Source organism: Streptomyces sp. NPDC045967 (assembly GCF_056430495.1).
In genome coordinates this window covers 69620-89373 of the sequence record NZ_JBWKLE010000015.1, presented here as the reverse complement: position 1 = coordinate 89373, position 19754 = coordinate 69620, and the positions used below count along the sequence as shown (strand labels likewise).

General features: G+C 73.9%; 14 protein-coding genes and 1 pseudogene. 3 read left to right on the top strand and 12 right to left on the bottom strand.

Annotated elements, in window-relative coordinates:
- Positions 1-89: 89 nt before the first annotated feature.
- From AC07FY_RS24970 to AC07FY_RS24945, 6 genes and pseudogenes are all read right to left on the bottom strand, one after another.
- Positions 90-1682 carry an RNA polymerase sigma factor gene (locus AC07FY_RS24970; RefSeq protein WP_479009928.1) on the bottom strand — a complete coding sequence of 531 codons (1593 nt, stop codon included), beginning with the start codon at positions 1680-1682 and terminating at the stop codon, positions 90-92.
- Positions 1683-2062: 380 nt separating this feature from the next.
- A complete protein-coding gene (locus tag AC07FY_RS24965; protein ID WP_479009925.1) occupies positions 2063-3004 on the bottom strand; it encodes a FadR/GntR family transcriptional regulator in 942 nt (313 codons plus the stop codon).
- Between the two features lie 136 nt (positions 3005-3140).
- Positions 3141-4961, bottom strand: coding sequence for an ATP-binding cassette domain-containing protein (locus AC07FY_RS24960; protein WP_479009922.1), 1821 nt, complete (start codon positions 4959-4961; stop codon positions 3141-3143).
- 137 nt (positions 4962-5098) lie between these two features.
- Positions 5099-5845, bottom strand: a complete 747-nt coding sequence (locus AC07FY_RS24955; RefSeq protein ID WP_479009919.1) for an NUDIX hydrolase — start codon at positions 5843-5845, stop codon at positions 5099-5101.
- 102 nt (positions 5846-5947) lie between these two features.
- Positions 5948-7935: pseudogene (locus AC07FY_RS24950) on the bottom strand (glycogen debranching N-terminal domain-containing protein).
- A 212-nt stretch (positions 7936-8147) separates the two neighbouring features.
- Positions 8148-9410 (bottom strand): DUF4192 domain-containing protein, encoded by a 1263-nt coding sequence (locus tag AC07FY_RS24945; protein WP_479009917.1) that lies wholly within the window; start codon positions 9408-9410, stop codon positions 8148-8150.
- Positions 9411-9532: 122 nt separating this feature from the next.
- Between AC07FY_RS24945 and AC07FY_RS24940 the strand changes: the two genes are divergently transcribed.
- Both AC07FY_RS24940 and AC07FY_RS24935 read left to right on the top strand, forming a co-directional pair.
- Complete coding sequence (locus tag AC07FY_RS24940; RefSeq protein WP_479009914.1) at positions 9533-11692, top strand: RecQ family ATP-dependent DNA helicase; 2160 nt, start codon at positions 9533-9535, stop codon at positions 11690-11692.
- A gap of 215 nt (positions 11693-11907) precedes the next feature.
- The gene (locus AC07FY_RS24935; RefSeq protein ID WP_479009911.1) at positions 11908-12537 is read left to right on the top strand and encodes a hypothetical protein; all 630 of its coding nucleotides are present in this window, start codon (positions 11908-11910) and stop codon (positions 12535-12537) included.
- Between the two features lie 141 nt (positions 12538-12678).
- Here AC07FY_RS24935 and AC07FY_RS24930 read toward each other — a convergent pair whose 3' ends face one another.
- The 5 genes from AC07FY_RS24930 to AC07FY_RS24910 all read right to left on the bottom strand — a co-directional run bounded on the left by AC07FY_RS24930 (position 12679) and on the right by AC07FY_RS24910 (position 18242).
- Positions 12679-13341 (bottom strand): hypothetical protein, encoded by a 663-nt coding sequence (locus AC07FY_RS24930; RefSeq protein ID WP_479010022.1) that lies wholly within the window; start codon positions 13339-13341, stop codon positions 12679-12681.
- A gap of 76 nt (positions 13342-13417) precedes the next feature.
- The gene (locus AC07FY_RS24925) at positions 13418-14128 is read right to left on the bottom strand and encodes a ribonuclease HII (protein ID WP_479009909.1); all 711 of its coding nucleotides are present in this window, start codon (positions 14126-14128) and stop codon (positions 13418-13420) included.
- Positions 14129-14653: 525 nt separating this feature from the next.
- Positions 14654-16462: a DUF4153 domain-containing protein gene (locus AC07FY_RS24920; RefSeq protein WP_479009906.1), complete on the bottom strand. Its 1809-nt coding sequence runs from the start codon at positions 16460-16462 to the stop codon at positions 14654-14656.
- 191 nt (positions 16463-16653) lie between these two features.
- Complete coding sequence (locus tag AC07FY_RS24915; protein WP_479009903.1) at positions 16654-17571, bottom strand: ADP-ribosylglycohydrolase family protein; 918 nt, start codon at positions 17569-17571, stop codon at positions 16654-16656.
- Positions 17572-17582: 11 nt separating this feature from the next.
- Positions 17583-18242, bottom strand: a complete 660-nt coding sequence (locus AC07FY_RS24910) for a histidine phosphatase family protein (protein ID WP_479009900.1) — start codon at positions 18240-18242, stop codon at positions 17583-17585.
- 156 nt (positions 18243-18398) lie between these two features.
- Between AC07FY_RS24910 and AC07FY_RS24905 the strand changes: the two genes are divergently transcribed.
- Entirely contained in the window at positions 18399-18941 is a 543-nt protein-coding gene (locus AC07FY_RS24905; protein ID WP_479009898.1) for a GNAT family N-acetyltransferase, read from the top strand.
- A gap of 9 nt (positions 18942-18950) precedes the next feature.
- Here AC07FY_RS24905 and AC07FY_RS24900 read toward each other — a convergent pair whose 3' ends face one another.
- Positions 18951-19556 (bottom strand): YdbC family protein, encoded by a 606-nt coding sequence (locus tag AC07FY_RS24900; protein WP_479009896.1) that lies wholly within the window; start codon positions 19554-19556, stop codon positions 18951-18953.
- Between the last annotated feature and the right edge of the window lie 198 nt (positions 19557-19754).

Below are 19754 nucleotides of genomic sequence, written 5' to 3'. Positions count from 1 at the left end.
GGCGGCCGAGCGCACCCGCGAGCGCGAGGCCCGTGGCGCCCCCGGCGCCGGGCGCGCGCCGGCGCCGGTGCCGCCGCTCGGAGGGCCGGTCAGTCGAGGTAGTCGCGCAGGACCTGGGACCGCGAGGGGTGGCGCAGCTTCGACATCGTCTTCGATTCGATCTGGCGGATGCGCTCGCGGGTGACGCCGTAGACCTTGCCGATCTCGTCGAGCGTCTTGGGCTGGCCGTCCGTGAGGCCGAAGCGCATCGAGACCACGCCCGCCTCGCGCTCGCTCAGGGTGTCGAGCACCGAGTGCAGCTGCTCCTGCAGGAGCGTGAAGCTGACCGCGTCCGCTGGGACGACGGCCTCGGAGTCCTCGATGAGGTCGCCGAACTCGCTGTCGCCGTCCTCACCCAGCGGGGTGTGCAGGGAGATCGGCTCCCGGCCGTACTTCTGGACCTCGATGACCTTCTCGGGGGTCATGTCGAGTTCCTTGGCCAGCTCCTCCGGGGTGGGCTCGCGGCCCAGGTCCTGGAGCATCTGGCGCTGCACGCGGGCGAGCTTGTTGATGACCTCGACCATGTGCACCGGGATGCGGATGGTGCGGGCCTGGTCGGCCATGGCGCGCGTGATCGCCTGGCGGATCCACCAGGTCGCGTACGTGGAGAACTTGTAGCCCTTGGTGTAGTCGAACTTCTCGACCGCGCGGATCAGGCCCAGGTTGCCTTCCTGGATCAGGTCCAGGAAGAGCATGCCGCGGCCGGTGTAGCGCTTGGCGAGGGAGACCACCAGGCGGAGGTTGGCCTCCAGCAGGTGGTTCTTCGCGCGGCGGCCGTCCTCCGCGATGATCTCCAGCTCGCGCTTGAGCTTGGGTGCCAGCTTGTCGGAGTTCGCCAGCTTGTCCTCGGCGAAGAGACCGGCCTCGATGCGCTTGGCGAGCTCGACCTCCTGCTCGGCGTTGAGCAGGGGGACCTTGCCGATCTGCTTGAGGTAGTCCTTGACGGGGTCGGCGGTGGCACCGGCGACGACCACCTGCTGGGCCGGGGCGTCGTCCTCGTCGTCCGAGATGACGAAGCCCTTGTTCTCGCCGCCCTCGTCCTCCTCCTCGGCCTCCGCCTTGACCGCTTCGGGGCCCTCTTCGGGGGTCTCCTCGCCGCCGGCCTCGTCGGTGTCCTTCTTGGCGGAGGTCTTCTTCGCCGCCGTCTTCTTCGCGGCGGCCTTCTTCGCGGGAGCCGCCTTCTTGGCCGCCGTCTTCTTGGCCGCCGTCTTCTTCGCGGTGGGCTCGGTTCCGGGCTCCTGCTCGAGGACGTCCGCCGGCTCCGGTTCCGCCGTCTCGACCGTCGGGGCCGCGCTCGCGGTGGGCGAGGGCTGGGCCGTCGCCGTCGCCGTCTTCCTGGCGACGGGCTCGGTCGCCGTCCGCTTGGCCGGGCTCTTCGCTGCGACGCTCTTGCGGGTGGTGCGCTTGGGCGACTCCGCGGCACTGACCATCAGCGTCACACCCTCTTCCTCGAGGATCTGGTTGAGGCTGCGCAGAACATTCTTCCACTGGGTCGCAGGAATCTGGTCAGCCTCGAAGGCCCGACGCACGTCATCGCCGGCGATCTGCCCCTCGGCCTTGCCCCGCTCGATGAGCGCCATCACAGACTCGGAATCGGCGATCTCCGGCGGGAGCGTACGGGATGTGCTGGCCGACACGAACAACCTCTCGGAACGATGGGAACGGCTTCCGACCCCGGCCTGGTGGTGCTGGACCGGAGCCGACGACCACCGACTGGGGATGGGCCGGGGGCGCGGGCAGGGGCCGGGGAGCTGCACAGCACCCGCAAGGGCTGCTGTCTTCCCTCCGTCGGCCATCACCTCTTAGGTCATCGCGTGACCTCGCAGAGCGTTACGCCCAATATTCGTGGCCCGAGTCACACCCCGTATGCGCCAATGCCGCTCATAGGGTCATACGCACGGTTCCTGCCGGACCGGGATGCGGCGCCGCACGCCGGTGTCGCCGGCCCCTGCCCGGACTCCGTCCGGGGACCTCAGGGTCCGGCGACACCTCGTGCACCCCCGCGCCCCCGCGCGTGGGCCCGTCAGTGCTCGCGCGGGGCGGGGACCACGCGCTCGACCTCCGGATGCACCGTCAGGAGCTGGCGCATGGCACTCTCGGCGCCCGTCGCGTCGCCGGCGGCGAGGGCCTCGACCATCCGCGCGTGGTGGGCCACACAGGTTTCGCCCGGACGGTCGCACGCCGTGAGGGGGGTACCGGAGACCTGAAGTGCGGAGGAGACGATGCCGTGCAGGTGTTCGAGCATGCGGTTGCCTGCGACCTGGATCAGGAGCGCGTGGAACTCGTTGTCCGCGCGGGCGAACGTGATCGAGTCACCCTGGCCGAGGGCGTGGCCCATGATCTCGACCATGTCGGCGAGGCGCTGCTGGACGTCCGGGCGGCCGTGGCCGGCGGCGAGGCGGGCGGCCAGCGGCTCGATGGTCCAGCGGAGCTCGTTGAGCTCGCGGCGCTGGTCGTCGCGCTGGGGGCCGAAGGCCCGCCATTCGATGATGTCGGGGTCGAGCAGGTTCCAGTCGGCGACGGGGCGGACCCGGGTGCCGACGTTCGGGCGGGCGCTGACGAGGCCCTTGGCCTCCAGGACCCGCAGCGACTCGCGGACGACGGTCCGGGAGACCTCGAAGCGCTGGCCGATCTCCTCGGGGACCAGCGGGCGGTCCGCTCCGAGGTCACCGGAAACGATCATCTGGCCGAGCTGCTGGACGAGTTGGCCGTGCAGGCCCCGGCCTCGGCTGCCGGCCGCGCGACGGCCGACGCGGCTCAACTCGACGTCGGCGCCGTCCCAATGGGGCGCTGCGACGCGGTCCGGCCCCGGGGTCTCCGCGTAGGGGTAGCGATCGAGTTCGCCCGGGCCGGCGAGGCCGGAGTCGGCGTGGCGGGCGGCGGTCATCATGGTGTGCGCAAGGGTACTCACGAATCCTTTGTCGGTCGTGCCCCCATCACCCTTGAGGTCTTTGGTGAAAAGCACACGAAAGGGTGATCGGTGCCACCTGCGCAATTGACGACTTATCGTAAAGAACCGGACCTTCTGAGGGAAGTTGTGGTCCGCGACGGCCGAGGTGGACGCCAAAGGTCCTTAAAGGACCTTCTCCGCACCGGAACGATCACCAACGGACTCGGCTGCGCAGTCCGGTGAACCCATAGGCGCACAACAGGACCATCAGCGACAACACCAGTGCCGTGCCGACGGGTTGGGCCATCACCCGTAGGGCTCCCAGGACCAGCCGGTCCGCTTCGGGCGGCCACTGCATCCAGCTCAGACTCCGCAGCCGGTGCCCGAGTCCGGTGACGGGGTAGGCAGACGACCCCTCCAACACCTTGCGCACCAGCGGCACCACCAGCACCGGTACGGCGACCACCGCGGCCAAGCCCGCGGTGGCGGACCGGAAGACACCCGAGGCCAGGACGCCGGCCCAGGCGCAGCCGATGAGCAGTCCGGCCCAACTCACCGCCGGGGAAAGCCACTCCACCGGGGTGCGCAGCGGACCGCTGTCGAAGACGAGGGCCAGCGCGGCGGCGTCCGCCACCACCACCAGGGCGCCCAGCAGCAGGGCGAGGACGGCGCAGACGCCGAGTTTGGCGGCGAGCAGTCCCAGCCGGCGGGGCACGGTGCCGCGGTCGGCGGCGAGCGCGGGGTAGCGGTACTCCTCGCCGAAGGCCAGCGCTCCGAGCAGGCCGGCGCCGAGGGCGGCGGGCGGCAGTGGCAGCAGCCCGGGCCAGGCGGCGAGCAGCCGGCTCTGCGGGGTGTGCCCGGCCCGGGCCAGCACGAGGGCGGTCACGACGGAGACCACCGCCACGAACGCGGCGGTGAGGGGCAGCGTGGCGGTGCCGAGGACCCGGATCAGCTCGTAACGCAACGGCCGCGCGGGCCCTCCGACGCGGCGCACCGCCGAGGCGGGCCGCCGGGAGGGTGCGTGCCGGGTTCGCCCGCCCCAGGCGGCCCCGTCCGCCGTCTTCCCTGCGGCCGCCTCGGGCGTCTCACCCGAAGTCGCGCCGGACGCGGCGCCGTCACCGGCGGCGGCTCGGGCGTGTGGAACCGGCGGAGGGGAGACGCCGGTGTCGCCGGTCTCGTCGGCGAGCCGGTGGACCAGCACGCCGTGCCGGAACGCCGCCTCCCCGACCTCCGCGCAGCTGCTGCCGTACACCGCCAGGCGGCTGCCGCTCTCCTCGACGATCTCCACGGCGCGCTGGGCGGCCCGGGCCTCCCGCCCCAGCACGTCGGCCAACCGGGCCGCGTGCGGGGTGCGCACCGCCACCCGCGGCCGCAGCCGGGTCCTCGCGAACTCGGCGGCGTCCTGGTCGGCGACGAGCCGCCCCGCCGCGACGCTGACCACCCGGTCGGCGTGGCGGGCGGCCGCTTTGGCGTCGTCGGTGGTGAAGAGCACCGCTCCGCCGAGGGAGGCGTGTCCGCGCAGCAGCCCGTACAGCCAGCCGCTCTCGCGGGGCGAGAGGCCGGCGGCCGGCTCGTCCAGCAAGAGGGTGCAGGGGTCGGCGAGCAGTGCGGCGGCCAGCGCGACCCGGCGTTCCATACCGAGCGAGAGCGAACCGAGCCGCTGGTCCCGCAGCCCCGCGATCCCGACGACGTCGAGCATGGTGTCGGCCCGGGAGGCCGGCACTCCCGCGGCGGCGCAGAGCATCCGCAGCTGGTTGCGTACGGTACGCGCGGGATTGCCGGGGACGTCGCCGAGCAGTACGCCGACCTCGCGGCTCGGATGCGGGATCCGGTGCAGCGGGCGGCCGCGGAAGTAGGTGACGCCGCGGCCCCGTTCGAGTTCGAGCATGAGCCGCAGTGCGGTGGTCTTGCCCGATCCCGGCTCTCCGAGCAGGGCGGTCACGCTCCCCGGGAGGACCTCGAGGCTGAGGTCGTCCACGAGGGGCGGGGCGTCGCGGCGGGGTGTGCTGGTGAGTCCGATGGCCTGGAGCATCGCTTCTCTCGCGGGAGGTGAGACCGCTGTGCGGCAGCGTGAGTACCACAAGCAAGATAACGCGATATGTCCGATTTGCGGCGCAACCGGTCCGATGGAATGCCGATATTCCCGCCACCTTCGCCGGTGGCGGAGCGTCAGACTTCGGGACGCAGCATCGGCGGGTTGAGCAGGGTGGCCCCGCCAGCCCGGAAGAGCTGCGCCGGACGCCCTCCCTGACGGGTCGTCGTACCTCCGGCCGGCACCAGGAATCCCGGCGTGCCGGTGACCTTGCGGTGGAAATTGCGCGGATCGAGGGCCACGCCCCACACCGCCTCGTAGACCCGGCGCAGCTCGCCCACGGTGAACTCCGGCGGGCAGAAGGCGGTGGCGAGGGAGGAGTATTCGATCTTCGAACGGGCCCGTTCGACGCCGTCGGCGAGGATGCGGGCGTGGTCGAAGGCGAGTCCCGCGGCGGTCTCGTCCTCGGATGACAGCAGCTCGTCGACGGGGGCCCAGCGGGCGCTGTTGGCATCCCCGCCGGCGCGGGGCGCCGGCAGGTCCGGAGCCAGTACCAGGTGCGCCACGCTGACCACACGCATGCGCGGATCGCGCTTCGGATCACCGTAGGTGGCCAGTTGTTCCAAGTGGGCCCCGGTGCCCGCGCCCGGCACGGCCGGGTCGTGTGCGCACAGGCCGGTCTCCTCGGAGAGCTCGCGGGCCGCTGCTCCCGCCAGGTCCTCTTCCCCGCGGACGAACCCGCCGGGCAGCGCCCATCGCCCCTGGAACGGCTGCTCACCCCGCCGGACGACCAGCGCACACAGCGCGTGGCGCCGCACGGTGAGCACGACCAGGTCGACGGTGACGGCGAAGGGCGGGAAGGCCGACGGGTCGTAGGGCGACATGCCGCGATCATAGTCGTCTGCCTGACGATAAACAGCGCTTTGGTGACCTTGCGGACGGCGTCCTGCGGGCCGGCGGCGCCTCCGCCGCCCGTCCGGACGCCGTCAGCCGCCCAGTTGGAGCGCATCGGCGGCCTCCTCCACCATGCCGAGGCCGAGCCTGCTGACGCGGACCGCGAAGGGCTCCCCGGCTACACGCAGGCCGGAGAGCCGCAGCGCGCCGAGGGGTGCGCCCGTGAGCGGGGCGAGCGCGACCGTACCGGCGGGGGCGTCCGGCCTGATCCCCACGAGGGCGGTCAGAGCGTGGATCCCGGCCGCCGCGGCCACGGCGGCCGGCCGGCACGCCGCCGGGTGCGGGAGCGGGGCGCTGTGCGAGACGCGCTGCTCGGCGGCGAACATCTCCGGCAGCCGGTACCCGAAGGCTTCCGCCGCGTCCAGCAGGCCCCGGAGCAGGCCCGCGGCCTCCTTCTCGAAGCCGGCCTGGGCCAGCCCGGCCACCGCCACGGCGCTCTCGTAGGCCCGCACCGCACCGGAGCGGTGCCCGAACGGATTGTGCCCGGGCTCCTTGGCGGCCATGCTCCGCAGCCCCCATCCGCAGTCCATGGCGGGCGCCCCGAGCAACCGCGCCACCTGCTCGGTTCCGGCCCGGTCCAAGAGTCCGGGGGCGAGCCGACCCCCGCTGAGGAGACCGGTGTCGAGCAGGTGCGCGGCGGCCACCGTGAGCCGGGGCAGCGGCCGGCCGTCGGGATGCAGGGCGGCCGCGGGACGGCCCCCGTCCGGGCCGTCGATCCAGAAGCCGGTCCGGAACCCCTCCCGCAGTGCGGCCGCCCGCTCCCGCCATTCCTCGGCTCCCGGCCGGCCGCATGCGGCGAGCAGATCGGCTCCGAGCAGGGCGGCGCGGTGTGCGTGCGCCTGGGTCTCGCAGCGCCGGGGGCCCGGGACCGGATCGGCCAGGAATCCGTCGTCGCCCAGGGCTCCGCGCAGCCAGTCGAGGCACCTCTCGGCGGCGGGCAGCAGCCGGGCCACCTCGTCCTGCGGCATCCCCCACAGCCGGGCCTCGGCGAGGAGCGCGGGGAAGGCGAGGGTCGCCTCCGTGCCGGTGCACCCGGGCGGGAGCTGCGGGCCCGCCCCCCGCAGCGGGCCCGGGATCTTTCCGGCCTCGGAGCCGTTCCCGCCGATCTGACCGCGGGCGAGGATCCGCAAGGGGCCTCGGCCAGCCCCGTCCCGAGCGGCAGGGCCATCCGCGCGGCCCAGAGCGACTCCGCGGGGGCCAGTCCCACGCGCCACGGCACCCCCGCGGCCACGAAGGTGTCGCCGGGCATCGCCGGATCCCTCATCAGAAGCGCCCGCAGGTCCGCGACGCTGGTCCGGAACCACGCCTCGGCCCTGGGATCGTCCCCTTCGGCCCGGGCGTCGGCGAGCGGGTTCGCCACCTGCCCGGCGGGGGCCCGCGTGACGCGGTCCGGTGTGGTCCGCAGCTCGATGGTGCGCGACTCTCCGGGGCCCAGTTCGAGCACCCAGCGCAGCAGCCCGGACGAGGCCAGCGCATCGTCCGGCGGCGGGTCGGCGGCGGTGACGGCCTGCGCCTCACCGGTGCTCCACCGCAGCCCCGCGGCGTGGACTCCGGCAGGCACCTCGGGCCCGGCAAGCCCGGCGGCGACGGCGGCGAGCTCCGCCAGGTCGGATCCGAGCAGCACCTCCACCGGCAGCCGGACCGGACGGGGCGCGAAGCTGCGCAGTGTGATCCGCTCGGTGCCGTCGGCGTGCCGGACCCGCTCCACGCCGATGTCCGGATCCGGGCCGGGCTCGGCGCCCGTGCGCACGGTCGCGGTGAAGGCGGCCCGGTCGGCGCCGAGGCTGCGCCCCTGCACGGCCACCGGGTCCCGCCCGCCCACGCGCAGCACGCAGCGGGACAGCAGCCGGCGACCGGCGCGGTAGATCCCCTCGATCCCCCGCCCCGTCAGCTGCCCGTGCTCGGGCGAGATGACCAGGCAGGGCACGGCGACGCAGATGAGGGCGCCGTGGACGGGCGGCAGCTCGTGCCTGCGGGCGGCAGGCACGCCGGGTGGTCGGGGAGGTGCGGGGTGAGACATGCGTGGCCCTGTCTGCGCTCCGGTCGGTTCAGCGGGGCGGCGGCGCGGCCGGGCCCCCGCCGCCGTCCAGAGGAACGCCCTCACCCCGGCCCGGGTCACGGGCCGCGGCGCCGACCGCCTGCGGCGGCCCGGGCCCGGCCGCCGCAGGGCGGCCGCCCCCGCGGAACTCCGAAAGCGCGGCAGCAGGGCGCCGCACCGCAGCGGGCGGGCGCTCACTGCCCGCTCCCCGCGGTGCGGCGGGGCTCACGGCTGAGAGCCGGCTTGCTCCGGCGGCTGGGGGGACGCTTGCCCGCCGGGCGGCGGCCCCGCCGCGGTTCGCGGCGCCGCCGCTCCTCCCGCAGGCACTCACGCAACCCTTCCGGGTCGATGCCCTCGTTGCACGCGTGCTGGAGCAGCTGCGCGAAGCGGTAGTCGGCGTCCGCCCGCAGGGCCATCCCCAGAATGATGCGGGCGGTCGGCTCGTCCCCGGTGGACCAGGAGACCCAGCCCGCGAGGGTGAGCGGAGCCGCGGCGTGCTCGGCGTAGGCGCCGACGCAGCGCCGGGCGAGGGCCCGCCACAGCCGCAGGGCGGGGGCCGCCTCCTCGTCCTCCATCCATTCGGCCGCGACGTCCCGGATCTCGCGGTCCTGGAGGCCGAGGATCAGCGCGGCCGCCTCGTCGTGGTCGAGCAGCGCGTCGTCCCGGTCGTCGGCGTACGTCCCCTCGGCCGGCGGGGCGAGGGTGATCCGCCGCATGAGCGCCCTGGCCAGTGCCAGGGTCTCGGCTCCGACCTCCTCCCGTGTGGCGCCGTCGAGGATCCTCGGTACGAGGGCGGCGGCCGCCCGGTCCAGGGCGCGCTCCATCTCCGCGCCCACGGCGCCGCCCAGGGGCGCCAGCCGACCCTCGATCTCCTTGAGCGAGCCCCGGACCTGCAGGCCGGCGAAGGTGGCCGCGGCGGCCATCACGGAGGTGCCGACCGCCGCCAGCGGACTGCCCTCGGCGGGGCAGCAGCGCGCGTCGGGGCAGATGTAGGACCAGAAGCGGCCCGCGGAGAGGCACAAGGCCTCCAGCACCGGCACGTCCAGCGCGCCGCAGGCCAGCCTGATGCGCTGGGCGAGCGGCCGCAGCCGGGTCATCACCCGCTGCCCGCTGTCGCCGCCCTGCGGTTCCTGGCAGAGGAAGAGGACGATGCCGTCGGGCTTGACCCCGCGCCGTTCGCTGCTGCGGATGAGGCACTCGGCCACCTGCCGGGCGGTGTCCTCCCATTCGGCGGTGGTGGCCGGGATGCCGACGCGGAGCCGGCCGCCGAAGCGGCCGCCCTCCCCGTGCACGGCGACCATGACCAGGGAGTCGGTGGGGTGGAAGCCGAGCATGTAGGGCAGCGCGTCGGCCAGTTCGGCCGGGCTGCGCAGGGTGATCCTGGAGTCGGTGGTGGAGCCGGCCGTGCTGGTGGACGGGCGGTCGGACGGGTTGCGTGATGCGCGGTCGTTCGTCATGTCCCGAAGGTCCCGCGCACGATCCGATCGCGACAGCCCTGTGGATAAGTGTTTACGTTTCAACATCCACAGGTCCGGGGCGGCATTGGCGCGATGTCACAGGCATCGGGTTGCATGGGGGCATGAACGCAGACCTGAGGTCCTCGGCCGACTCCGTACTGGCCCGGCTCGTGGGCGACCCCACGGGCACGGCCCGGCTGCGCGAGGACCAGTGGCGGGCGATCGAAGCGCTCGTCGCACACAAGCGCAGGGCGCTCGTGGTCCAGCGCACCGGCTGGGGCAAATCCGCCGTGTACTTCGTCGCCACCTCGCTGCTGCGGGCGGCGGGCGCCGGACCCACCGTGATCGTCTCCCCGCTCCTCGCGCTGATGCGGAACCAGGTCGAAGCCGCCGCCCGTGCCGGAATCCGCGCCCGCACCATCAACTCCGCCAACCCCGAGGAATGGGAGGGCATCCAGACCGAGGTGGCGGCGGGCGAGGTGGACGTCCTGCTGGTGAGCCCGGAGCGCCTGAACAACCCCGACTTCCGCGACCAGGTCCTGCCCAAGCTCTCCGCTGCGACCGGCCTCCTCGTCGTCGACGAGGCCCACTGCATCTCCGACTGGGGGCACGACTTCCGACCGGACTACCGCAGGCTGCGCACCATGCTGGCCGACCTCCCGCCGGGCGTACCGGTGCTCGCCACCACCGCCACCGCCAATGCCCGAGTCACCGCCGACGTCGCCGAACAACTCGGCACGGGCGCCGGCACGGACGCGCTCGTACTGCGCGGACCGCTGGACCGCGAGAGCCTGAGCTTGGCCGTGCTCACCCTGCCGGACGCCGCGCACCGGCTGGCCTGGCTCGCGGACCATCTGGGCGACCTGCCCGGCTCGGGAATCATCTACACGCTGACGGTCGCCGCGGCCGAGGAGGTGACCGCCTACCTGCGCCACCGGGGGCACACGGTGTCCTCGTACACCGGCAAAACGGAGAACGCCGACCGGCAGCAGGCCGAGGACGACCTCCAGGCCAACCGGGTCAAGGCCCTGGTGGCCACCTCGGCCCTGGGCATGGGCTTCGACAAGCCGGACCTCGGCTTCGTCGTCCACCTGGGCTCGCCCTCTTCCCCCATCGCCTACTACCAGCAGGTCGGCCGCGCCGGCCGCGGCGTGGAGCACGCGGAGGTCCTGCTCCTGCCCGGCCGGGAGGACGAGGCGATCTGGCAGTACTTCGCGTCGGTGGCCTTCCCGCCCGAAGACCAGGTGCGCCGCACGCTGGACGTACTCGCCCAGGCGGGCCGGCCGTTGTCGCTGCCGGCCCTGGAACCGCTGGTCGACCTGCGCCGCACCCGACTGGAGACGATGCTCAAGGTGCTGGATGTCGACGGCGCCGTGCACCGGGTCAAGGGCGGCTGGACCTCGACCGGCGAACCCTGGGCGTACGACGCCGAGCGCTACGCCTGGGTGGCCCGCCAACGGGCCGCGGAGCAGCAGGCCATGCGCGACTATGCGGCGGCCACCAGCTGCCGGATGGAATTCCTGCGCCGTCAGCTCGACGACGAACAGGCCGCCCCCTGCGGCCGCTGCGACAACTGCGCCGGCGCCCGGTTCACGGCGGACGTGTCCACCGCGGCACTCGACACCGCCCGTGGTGAACTCGGCCGCCCCGGCGTGGAGCTGGAGCCCCGCAAGATGTGGCCGACCGGACTCGCGGCGGTCGGTGTCGACCTCAAGGGCCGCATCCCCGCAGGGGAACAGGCCGCCACCGGCCGGGCGCTCGGGCGGCTCTCCGACATCGGCTGGGGCAACCGGCTGCGCCCGATGCTCGCCCCGCAGAGCCCGGACCAGCCGGTCCCCGATGACGTCGCCCAGGCCGTGGTCGCCGTGCTCGCCGACTGGGCCCGCGGCCCGGGCGGTTGGTCCTCGGGGGCCGTGGACGCTCCCCCCAGGCCGGTCGGCGTGGTCGCACTGCCCTCGCGGAGCCGGCCGCAGTTGGTCGGTTCGCTGGCCGAGCGCATCGCGGAGGTCGGGCGGCTGCCGCTGCTGGGCACGCTCGCGTACACCGACCAGGTACCGGAGTACGGTCTGCCCTCCTCCAACAGCGCCCAGCGGGTCCGCGGACTCCACCAGGCCTTGAGCGTGCCCCCGGCCCTGGCGGCGACGCTGACCGAGGCAGCGGGCCCGGTGCTCCTCGTGGACGACCGCGCGGAGAGCGGCTGGACCCTCGCCGTCGCCGCCCGGCTGCTCCGACGGGCGGGCGCGAAGGAGGTGTTCCCGCTGGTGCTGGCGCTCCAGCCGTAGCCGCATGCGTCATCTCCCGCGTGACGGGGCAAGGATATGAACGGCATACCGGCGAATTCCGGTCGGCGGCTCCAATTGCTCGTTGCCGCATGCTCGCGGGCCGCGCGAGAATTGGAGTGCTCCCGCCCGGCTCCCCGGCATCCTCCTGGGCCGTGCTGCGGCGCGCCCACACTCCAGCCGTGCCCCTCAGCGGGCGTGTACCCGAAGGGAGGACCATGACCTTCGGATTCGCCCCGCTCTCGACGACGTCCCTGAGAACGGCCACCGGCGCCGCGAGCCGGCACGGCCGCCTGCTGGAACCCGCCGAGTGGACGGCCGCGGGCATCCCGCTGCTGCGCAGTCCGCGCGAGGTCGTCAGCGGGCTGCACTCCCGGCACAGCCCCGTGCCCTCCACCGCGGTCATCGCCGTGCTCGGTCCGGAGGAGCAGCTCGTCGCGAGCGCCTCCTTCGTGCAGCGGTCGGCCTCGGGCGACGGCTGGGAGTACCGCAACGCCCTGCTGTCCCACCTTCGCCGGGTCCTCCCCCACGATCTGCGGCGCCGGACCCCGGTGCGCACCGCGGTGCTGCTCTACTGCCGCGAGGGCGACGAGCGGTGGACCGAGGAGGACGGCGCCTGGATGTGGGGGCTGCGGGACGCCTGCACCCTGCACGGGCTGCGCTGCGGTGCGTACATCACGCTGACCCGCGGCGGCTGGCAGGTCCTGGGCGAGGGCAGGGGCGGCCGGCGGCCCAGCTCGGACTCACGCCCCGAGCGGCTCGGCGACACGGCGGCCGAGTTCGCCCCGATCGCCCTGCACACCGGCGGCGGCGCGGCCGAGGCACTGCGCCGGACCGCCGCACGCTGACCCGTGGGACCGAAGGGCCCGGCGGGTGCGTACGGCGCACCGGCCCTCGGACCGGGGCGTCAGCGGGGCCGTCCCTCGGCCCGCCCCGCCGCCCTGCCCTGGGTGCCGCCCCACCCGTCGGATGGGCCGGCACACAGGGCGTCAGACTCCCGCGCCCAGCACGGAGTTGATCTGCTCCGTGTCGCCGCACACGATCAGCAGCGCACCGGCCCGCGTGAGCGCGGCCGGCAGGCAAGCCGCGACCGCGTCGACCGCTCCGCCGTTGACGGCGAAGACGACGACCGGACGGCCGCCGGCCCGCTGGACCTGAGCGGCGTCCGCGTAGAAGACGTCGTCCGCGGCGTCGTGCAGGGCCCAGTAGGCGGCCTCGCCGAAGGACAGCTCGTGGGCGGCCCACGGGTGCGGGTCGCCGGTGGTCAGGACGAGGATGTCGCCGGGCGCGCGCCCGGTGTCGAGCAGCAGGTCCACGGCCTCTTCGGCCGCGTCGAGCGCACCGTCGGCCGAAGCCGGGATCAACTGGACCTGCGGCACCGCCGCCGAGACGGACGGCGCGGCGGGGGCCGCGGGAGCGGCGGGAACAGGGACGGGTCCGGGGGCGGCCTGCGGCGCACGCGGGGCGGGCGGGGCGGGCCTGGGGACGACACCCGCGCGGCCGGCCGCCGCGGGGGAGGGACCGGGGCGTCCGGGCCGCGGGACGGCTGCGGGACGCGGACCAGGTACGGGGCGGGGGGTCTGCGCGCTGCGGCTCGGCGCCGGCGTGACGCGGGGACCCTGGGCACTCTCGTGAATCTGAGGCTCCTCGATGGCGTGGTGAGAGGCGTGAGGTGGTCTGTTTCAAACACCGGTACGAAACGTACCGGCCGGTGGCACGTGCGTGCGATCAGAAATCGAAGCCGAGTTGGCCTCCGTCTTCCAGTTCCATCGACTCCTCGCTGCGGCGCACCTTCTTCAGATGGCGCCACCTGGGGAGCCCGTCGAGGTACGCCCACGAGAGCCGGTGGTGCGGGGTGGGCCCCAGCTCCCGCAGCGCCGCCTTGTGCACGGGCGAGGGATAGCCCGCGTTGGCGGCGAAGGCGAACTCCTCGAAGCCGCCGCCCTGTCCGCCGAGTTCGGCCATCATCCGGTCCCGGCGGACCTTGGCTATGACCGAGGCCGCCGCCACGGCGACGCACGACTGGTCGCCCTTGATCACCGTGCGGACCTGCCAGGGCGTGCCCAAGTAGTCGTGCTTGCCGTCGAGGATGACCGCGTCGGGCCGCACGGGCAGGGCCCCCAGGGCGCGCTCGGCCGCGAGCCGCAGGGCGGCGGTCATCCCCAGCTCGTCGATCTCCTCGGGCGAGGCGTCTCCGAGTGCGAAAGCCGTCACCCAGGTCTCCAGGACCCCGACGAGGGCGTCACGGCGCTTGGGTGTGAGCAGTTTGGAGTCGGTGAGTCCGGCGGGCGGCCGGCGCAGGCCGGTGATCGCCGCGCATACGGTGACGGGACCGGCCCAGGCCCCTCGTCCGACTTCGTCGACCCCGGCGATGACCTTGGCGCCGGTGGTCGCTCGGAGGGAGCGTTCGACGGTGTGGGTGGGTGCTTCGTACGGCATGGCGCCAGCAAGGTTACGCCGCCCCGCGACGCCTGCACACCCCGCCCCGGTTCCGGGCCGGTTCCGGGAGCCCCGCCGGTCTCGATCCACCGCCGGCCCCGCCCCCTTTCCGGGCCGGCGCCGCCGGCGCTCGCCGCGACGTGCGCACCGCGTGACGGCGTCCCCCCGCCACACCGGCCTCGACAGCGAGACCTCGTACATCCTTGCTCCTGCACACCTTCGGAAGGGTGCCCCGGCAGTACCGCGTCACCGCCCTGCCGGGCCGCACCACCCCCCTCACCCCCACCCGAACCGGGCTCCTGCTCGCAGACGGGCCCCTCGCACAAGATCCGGAGCAGGCGACTCCGTGCGCCGCCGCCCCCCTCACGTCGCAGTCGCGAAGGAGCGCTCCCGGAGCCGTACGGCGAAAGTGCGCGGCACCCCCACCGCCGACGCTCCCCCAACACCGGCCTGGATATCCCCCGTTCGAGTCCCCCGGTGCAGGCGCGCAGCCCGGGCACTGACGCCGCCGACCGCGGCGCGGTGCTAGAACTCGCTGCGACCCGAGAAGGCACCCAGGCGCGAGCACACCTCGTACGTGGCCGTCACCGGCCGCTCGCGCAGGATCTGCCGGGCCCTGTGCTCACCCAGGCTCACGGCGTACCAGGGAACGTCCCCGGTCCTGGAGATCTGCTCGCCGATCCCGCGCAGGGCGCAGGAACGCTGCGGTTCGGGCAGCCGGTCGAGCGCCGGGGCGGCGTCCGCCGACAGGCTCTGGAAGTAGGCGAGGTCGATCTTGCCGTCCGCCTGGAAGCGGGCCACGTTGCGCTCGGCGACCATCCCGTCGGGTGACAGCAGACCGAAGACCAGGACGGCGGCCGCCGCGCTCCCGGCGATCGCGCGCGGCAGCCAGCGGGCGCCGAAGACCCCCGCCGCCATGATCAGTACGAGGACCAGGCCCAGCCAGATCTCCATCGCGGTGACGGACACGCGCAGGACGGTCAGCCCGTACGCGTCCACGTAGAGGTCCATGCGGCGCAGCGCGGAGGCGACGACCACCAGCGTCAGCGCGCAGAGCACCCCGAGGACCGCACGTACGAAGCGGCGGTCGCCCGCGCCGGAGCGGGGGGCCCAGCGCAGGGCCAGTGCGATCACGGCGAGGGTGAACAGGGTGGCCCAGAGCAGCTGCCAGAAGCCCTGCCGCGCGTACTCGGCATAGGTGAGGCCGGTGCTCTCCAGGACCTTGTCGTACCCGCCGAAGAGCACGGCCAGCTGTACGGCGTTGAAGCCGGCGAAGAGCAGGTTGAGGACGACGAGCGGAAGCGCCCATTCGAGGCGGGAGCGGGCCTTGCCGGGGGTGACCTGGATCCGGTCCCAGCGCAGCGGTGCGGCGGCGGCGCGGGCGGCGGCCAGCGCGATGAGGGAGCCGAACAGGAAGAGGACGATCCGGATCGGTCCGTCCTCGATGGAGATGTCGGGCGTCAGTCCGCCCAGCAGGTCGGCGAAGGCCGCGTCCGCGGAGGCGAACAGCGTGCCGAACAGGAGCAGGAGGACCACGGCCACGATCACGGCCTTCGCCACGGGCAGCCAGCGGTCCTTCCTGCCGCCGCCGCGCGAGCGCAGGCCCGCCCAGGCCCAGCCGAGCCCGGAGACGGCGGCCTCGAAGACGCCGAGCGGGCTGAGCAGGACGCCGGGCCAGGTGCGGCTGCCGTGCAGTGCCAGCGCTCCGAGCAGCAGGGCGGCGAGGATCGCGAGGGTGGACGGCCACGCCGAGTCGCGCAGGGCGGGCACGGCCAGGAGCGCGAGGCAGCCGATCGCCCAGACCAGGGTCCACGGGCGGGCACCGCGGCGGGCCGCGCGGGCCGCGGCGTAGGCGGCGACCACGGCGGGTACGACGGTGAGCAGCAGCCCGGGTCCGAGTCCGTCGCCGAGGAGCAGGGCGGCGCAGAGGCCCGCGATCAGCGTCGCGGCGAGGGTCACCGTCCCGATCGGGGCGGCTTCGGCGGGCCGGATCAGGACGACCCAGGCGGGCGGCGCGGAGGCCGCGGCCCGGGCGGCCGCGGCTCGCTCCCACGCCTGCTGCCGCTGCCAGGCGTGCGAAGCGCCGGCGTCGGCCGGGCCCCCGGCGCCCGTCGGCGGTACAGGAGCGGCCTGGCCGCCGGCCCCCGTCGCCGTCGCGGATGCGGACGCGGATGCGGCCGGTCCGGTGTCCGTCGGCGGTACGGAAGCGGCCGGGGCTCTGTCGTCCGTCGGCGGTTTCACCGCGGCGGATGGGGCCTGTTCGCCGGCAGGCTTCCCGGGCACCGCTCCGGCAGCCCGGTTCGCGGCCTCGTCCACCCCGTCGGTGTCTGACATCGGGTTCCCCTCCCCTGTCGATCCGCCCCGGGTTCAGGCGGGGCGGCGGAGCGGACAGGGTAGGCCGATGCCAGGCAGTTTTGAACAGGATCAAAAGAGTCCTGTGGCAGGACCGTGACAATCGACAGGAGGGGTGTCGGCCGGGGCGGGACCGCGCGGCCCCACCCCACCAGCTCGCGGCCGATGGCCGGCTAACGCGCCGCTGTCTCCGGCAGCCAGGCCGGCAGGGCCTCGGTGCGCGCCAGCCACGCGGCCGGCAGCACCGCGTCGCCGCGCGCGCCCAGCACGCCGCCGACGATGGCGCAGGTCGTGTCGACGTCGCCGCCCACCTGCGCGGTGGTCCAGAACGCCCGCTCGTAGTCGTCCAGCGACCGCGCCGCGGACCACAGGGCGAACGGCACGGTGTCATGGGCACTGGTGCGGCGCCCGCAGCCCAGGACCGCCGCGACCGTGGTCGCGTCACCGTAGTCCAGCATGTCGCGCGCCCGGCGCAGCCCCGCGCCCACGGCGCTGCGGGGCACCAGGGCGATCACCCCGTCCAGCAGGTCGGCGGCTTTCGGCGGGCCGGCCGGGTCCGCCGCGAGCGCGGCCGCCGCGGCGACGGCCATGGCCCCGCAGACCGCCTCGCGGTGCTGGTGGGTGGTGTAGGAGGAGATCTCCGCCTGGTGCGTGGCCTGCTCGGGATCGTCCGCGTACCAGGCGCCCAGGGGCGCGATCCGCATGGCGGCGCCGTTGCCCCAGGAGCCCTGCCCGTTGAAGAGCTCGGCGGCGAGCGTGCGCCAGTCCTGGCCCTCCCGGACCAGACGCAGCATCCGGTTCACGGCCGGCCCGTAGCCCCGGTCGAAGTCGTGGTGGTGGGCGAAGGAGCTCGCCAGCGCGTCCTGGTCGATGCGGCCGTGCCGGGCGAGCACGGCCACGACCGAGCAGGCCATCTCGGTGTCGTCGGTCCACTGCCACGTCTCGGCGCCGACGGGCAGTTCACGCCGCTTGAGCAGCGGATAGTTCACGGGAACGAAGTACTGGGAGCCCAGGGCGTCCCCCAGGGCCAGCCCGCGGAGGCTGGACAGGGCGCGTGCGTAGCGCCGTTCGGGAGTGGAATCAGAGGTCATCCCGGGTCACTCTAGCCGTCGAGGTCGTAGGGCTCGGGTGTGGTCCAGCGCTCAAACGGGCGGTCCATCCGGTACCGGCCGTCCGGGCCCAGCACCAGCGTCCGGAATTCGCCGTTCTCCGGGTTGGACAGGGCCTCGAACTCCGCGACCGACCAGTGGAACCACCGCATGCAGAACAACCGCATGGTCAGCCCGTGCGTCACCAGCAGCACGTTCTGCGGATGGTCCGGTGCCTCGAAACTGCGGTAGAGGCTCTCCAGGAACGACCCGACCCGGTCGTACACATCGGCTCCGGACTCCCCTTGGGCGAAGCGGTAGAAGAAGTGCCCGTAGGCGTCCCGGTAGGCCTTCTGGAGCCGTACGTCGTCCCGGTCCTGCCAGTTGCCCCAGTCCTGCTCGCGCAGCCTCGGCTCCTCGCGCATCCGCACCCGCGTGGGGTCCAGCCGCAGCTCCCGGAAGGTCTGGAGGGTACGGCGGTACGGGGAGACGTACGCGCTGATCGTCTCGTCGCCGAAGAGCTCGCGCAGCCGTACGCCGACCGCCGCGGCCTGCGCCCGCCCGGTCGCGGTCAGCCGCAGGGCGTGGTCGGGCTCCCGCTCGTACACCGAGTCGTCGGCATTCCCCTCGGATTCCCCGTGCCGGACGAGGACGATGCGCCGTGGTCGAACCATCCCACGACCCTATTCGGCCATCGGCGCGGCCACCGACCGGGCACGCCGGTCAGGCCGGCAGGTCCTCATACGATCGCACCGGCCAGGGCGGTGCGGCGGGCGGGGGGCGCCTTTATCCGCTTGCCGCCGAGCGGTGCGGCCGGATAGGAAGATCACATGCTTAGAGGCAGCAAGGTCGCGCTCAGGGCCCGGCACGAGGACGACGTTCCGGCCCTGCGGTCCGAGCTCTACGACGACGTGGAGAACTCCTCGCGGGCCGAAAGCCGTCCGTGGCGGCCGATCTCGCCCGGCTCGAAGGACCCGCGGCTCGTGGTGGACGACACCGAGCAGGGGCACGTCACGTTCTCCGTCGTGGAACGGGACGGCGGCACGCTGGTCGGCACCGCGACGCTGTGGGGCATCGACAACCACCACCGGTCCGCGCACATCGGGCTGGGGCTGCTCCCGGCCGCCCGCGGCAAGGGCTACGGCACCGACGTGGTCGCCGTACTGTGCCACTACGGTTTCGTCGTGCGCGGCCTGCAGCGGCTGCAGATCGAGACGCTCGCCGACAACGTCGCGATGCTGCGCTCCGCCGAACGCAACGGCTTCGTCCGCGAGGGCGTGCTGCGCTCCTCGGCCTGGGTCATGGGCGAGTTCCTGGACGAGGTGCTGCTCGGGCTCCTCGTCCGGGACTGGAAGCGGGACCCGAAGGGCTAAGGCGCCGGCTCACACGGTCCAGGAGGGTTCGAGGTCGACGACGTCACCGGTCAGGGCCTCGACGTCGGCCTGGATCTGGGCGCGCAGGGAGAGCCGCTCGACCCGCTCCTGCCGGTACTTGCCGTGTTCGGCTGCCGCGCGCCACATCGACAGGACCAGGAACTCCCGGCCGGGTGCCTCGCCGAACAGGCCGCGGACCATGCCGGGAGAACCGGCCATGGCGGGGTTCCACACCTTCTCCTGCATGAGGGCGAAGTGGTCGACCCGGCCCTCACGGACGCGGGTGTGCGCGACCCGGACCACGTCGGCATCGGTGAAACGCGGCTGGAAGCCGGTCTTCACGTCGAAGCGGTGGTCGAAGAGCGTCACGCGCAGATCGGTGTAGGTGCCGTTCTGTGCGGCGGCGAGCCGGTCGTGGCTGCGGGCCATGAACGAGTCGTAGAAGGACCGGCTCTCCCAGAACGCGAAGACGTGCGCGACCCCCTGCCGGCCCCGGCTCCAGCCGCCGCCCTGCCCCCGGAATCCCGGCTCGCCCGGCAGCCCCGCCCATTTTCGCTGCCCCCGCTCGAACCCGCGTCGGTCCGTCACCGTGCAGCGAATCCACTTGACCAGCACGGCGCCATCGTACGGTCCGAGGGGTTGCCCGGGTCAGTCCTTGGCACGGTCGCTCCCTACCAGTTCGGCGCCATCCCGTTCCGGCGGCCGGAGGCCGAACTCCCGGTCGAGAACGCCGGGCAGCGCGCGCCAACGCCGAGGGCGGCGGAGCCCGTTACGAGCCACGCCGCCCTCGACCACCGTTTCACGCCCGGTCGG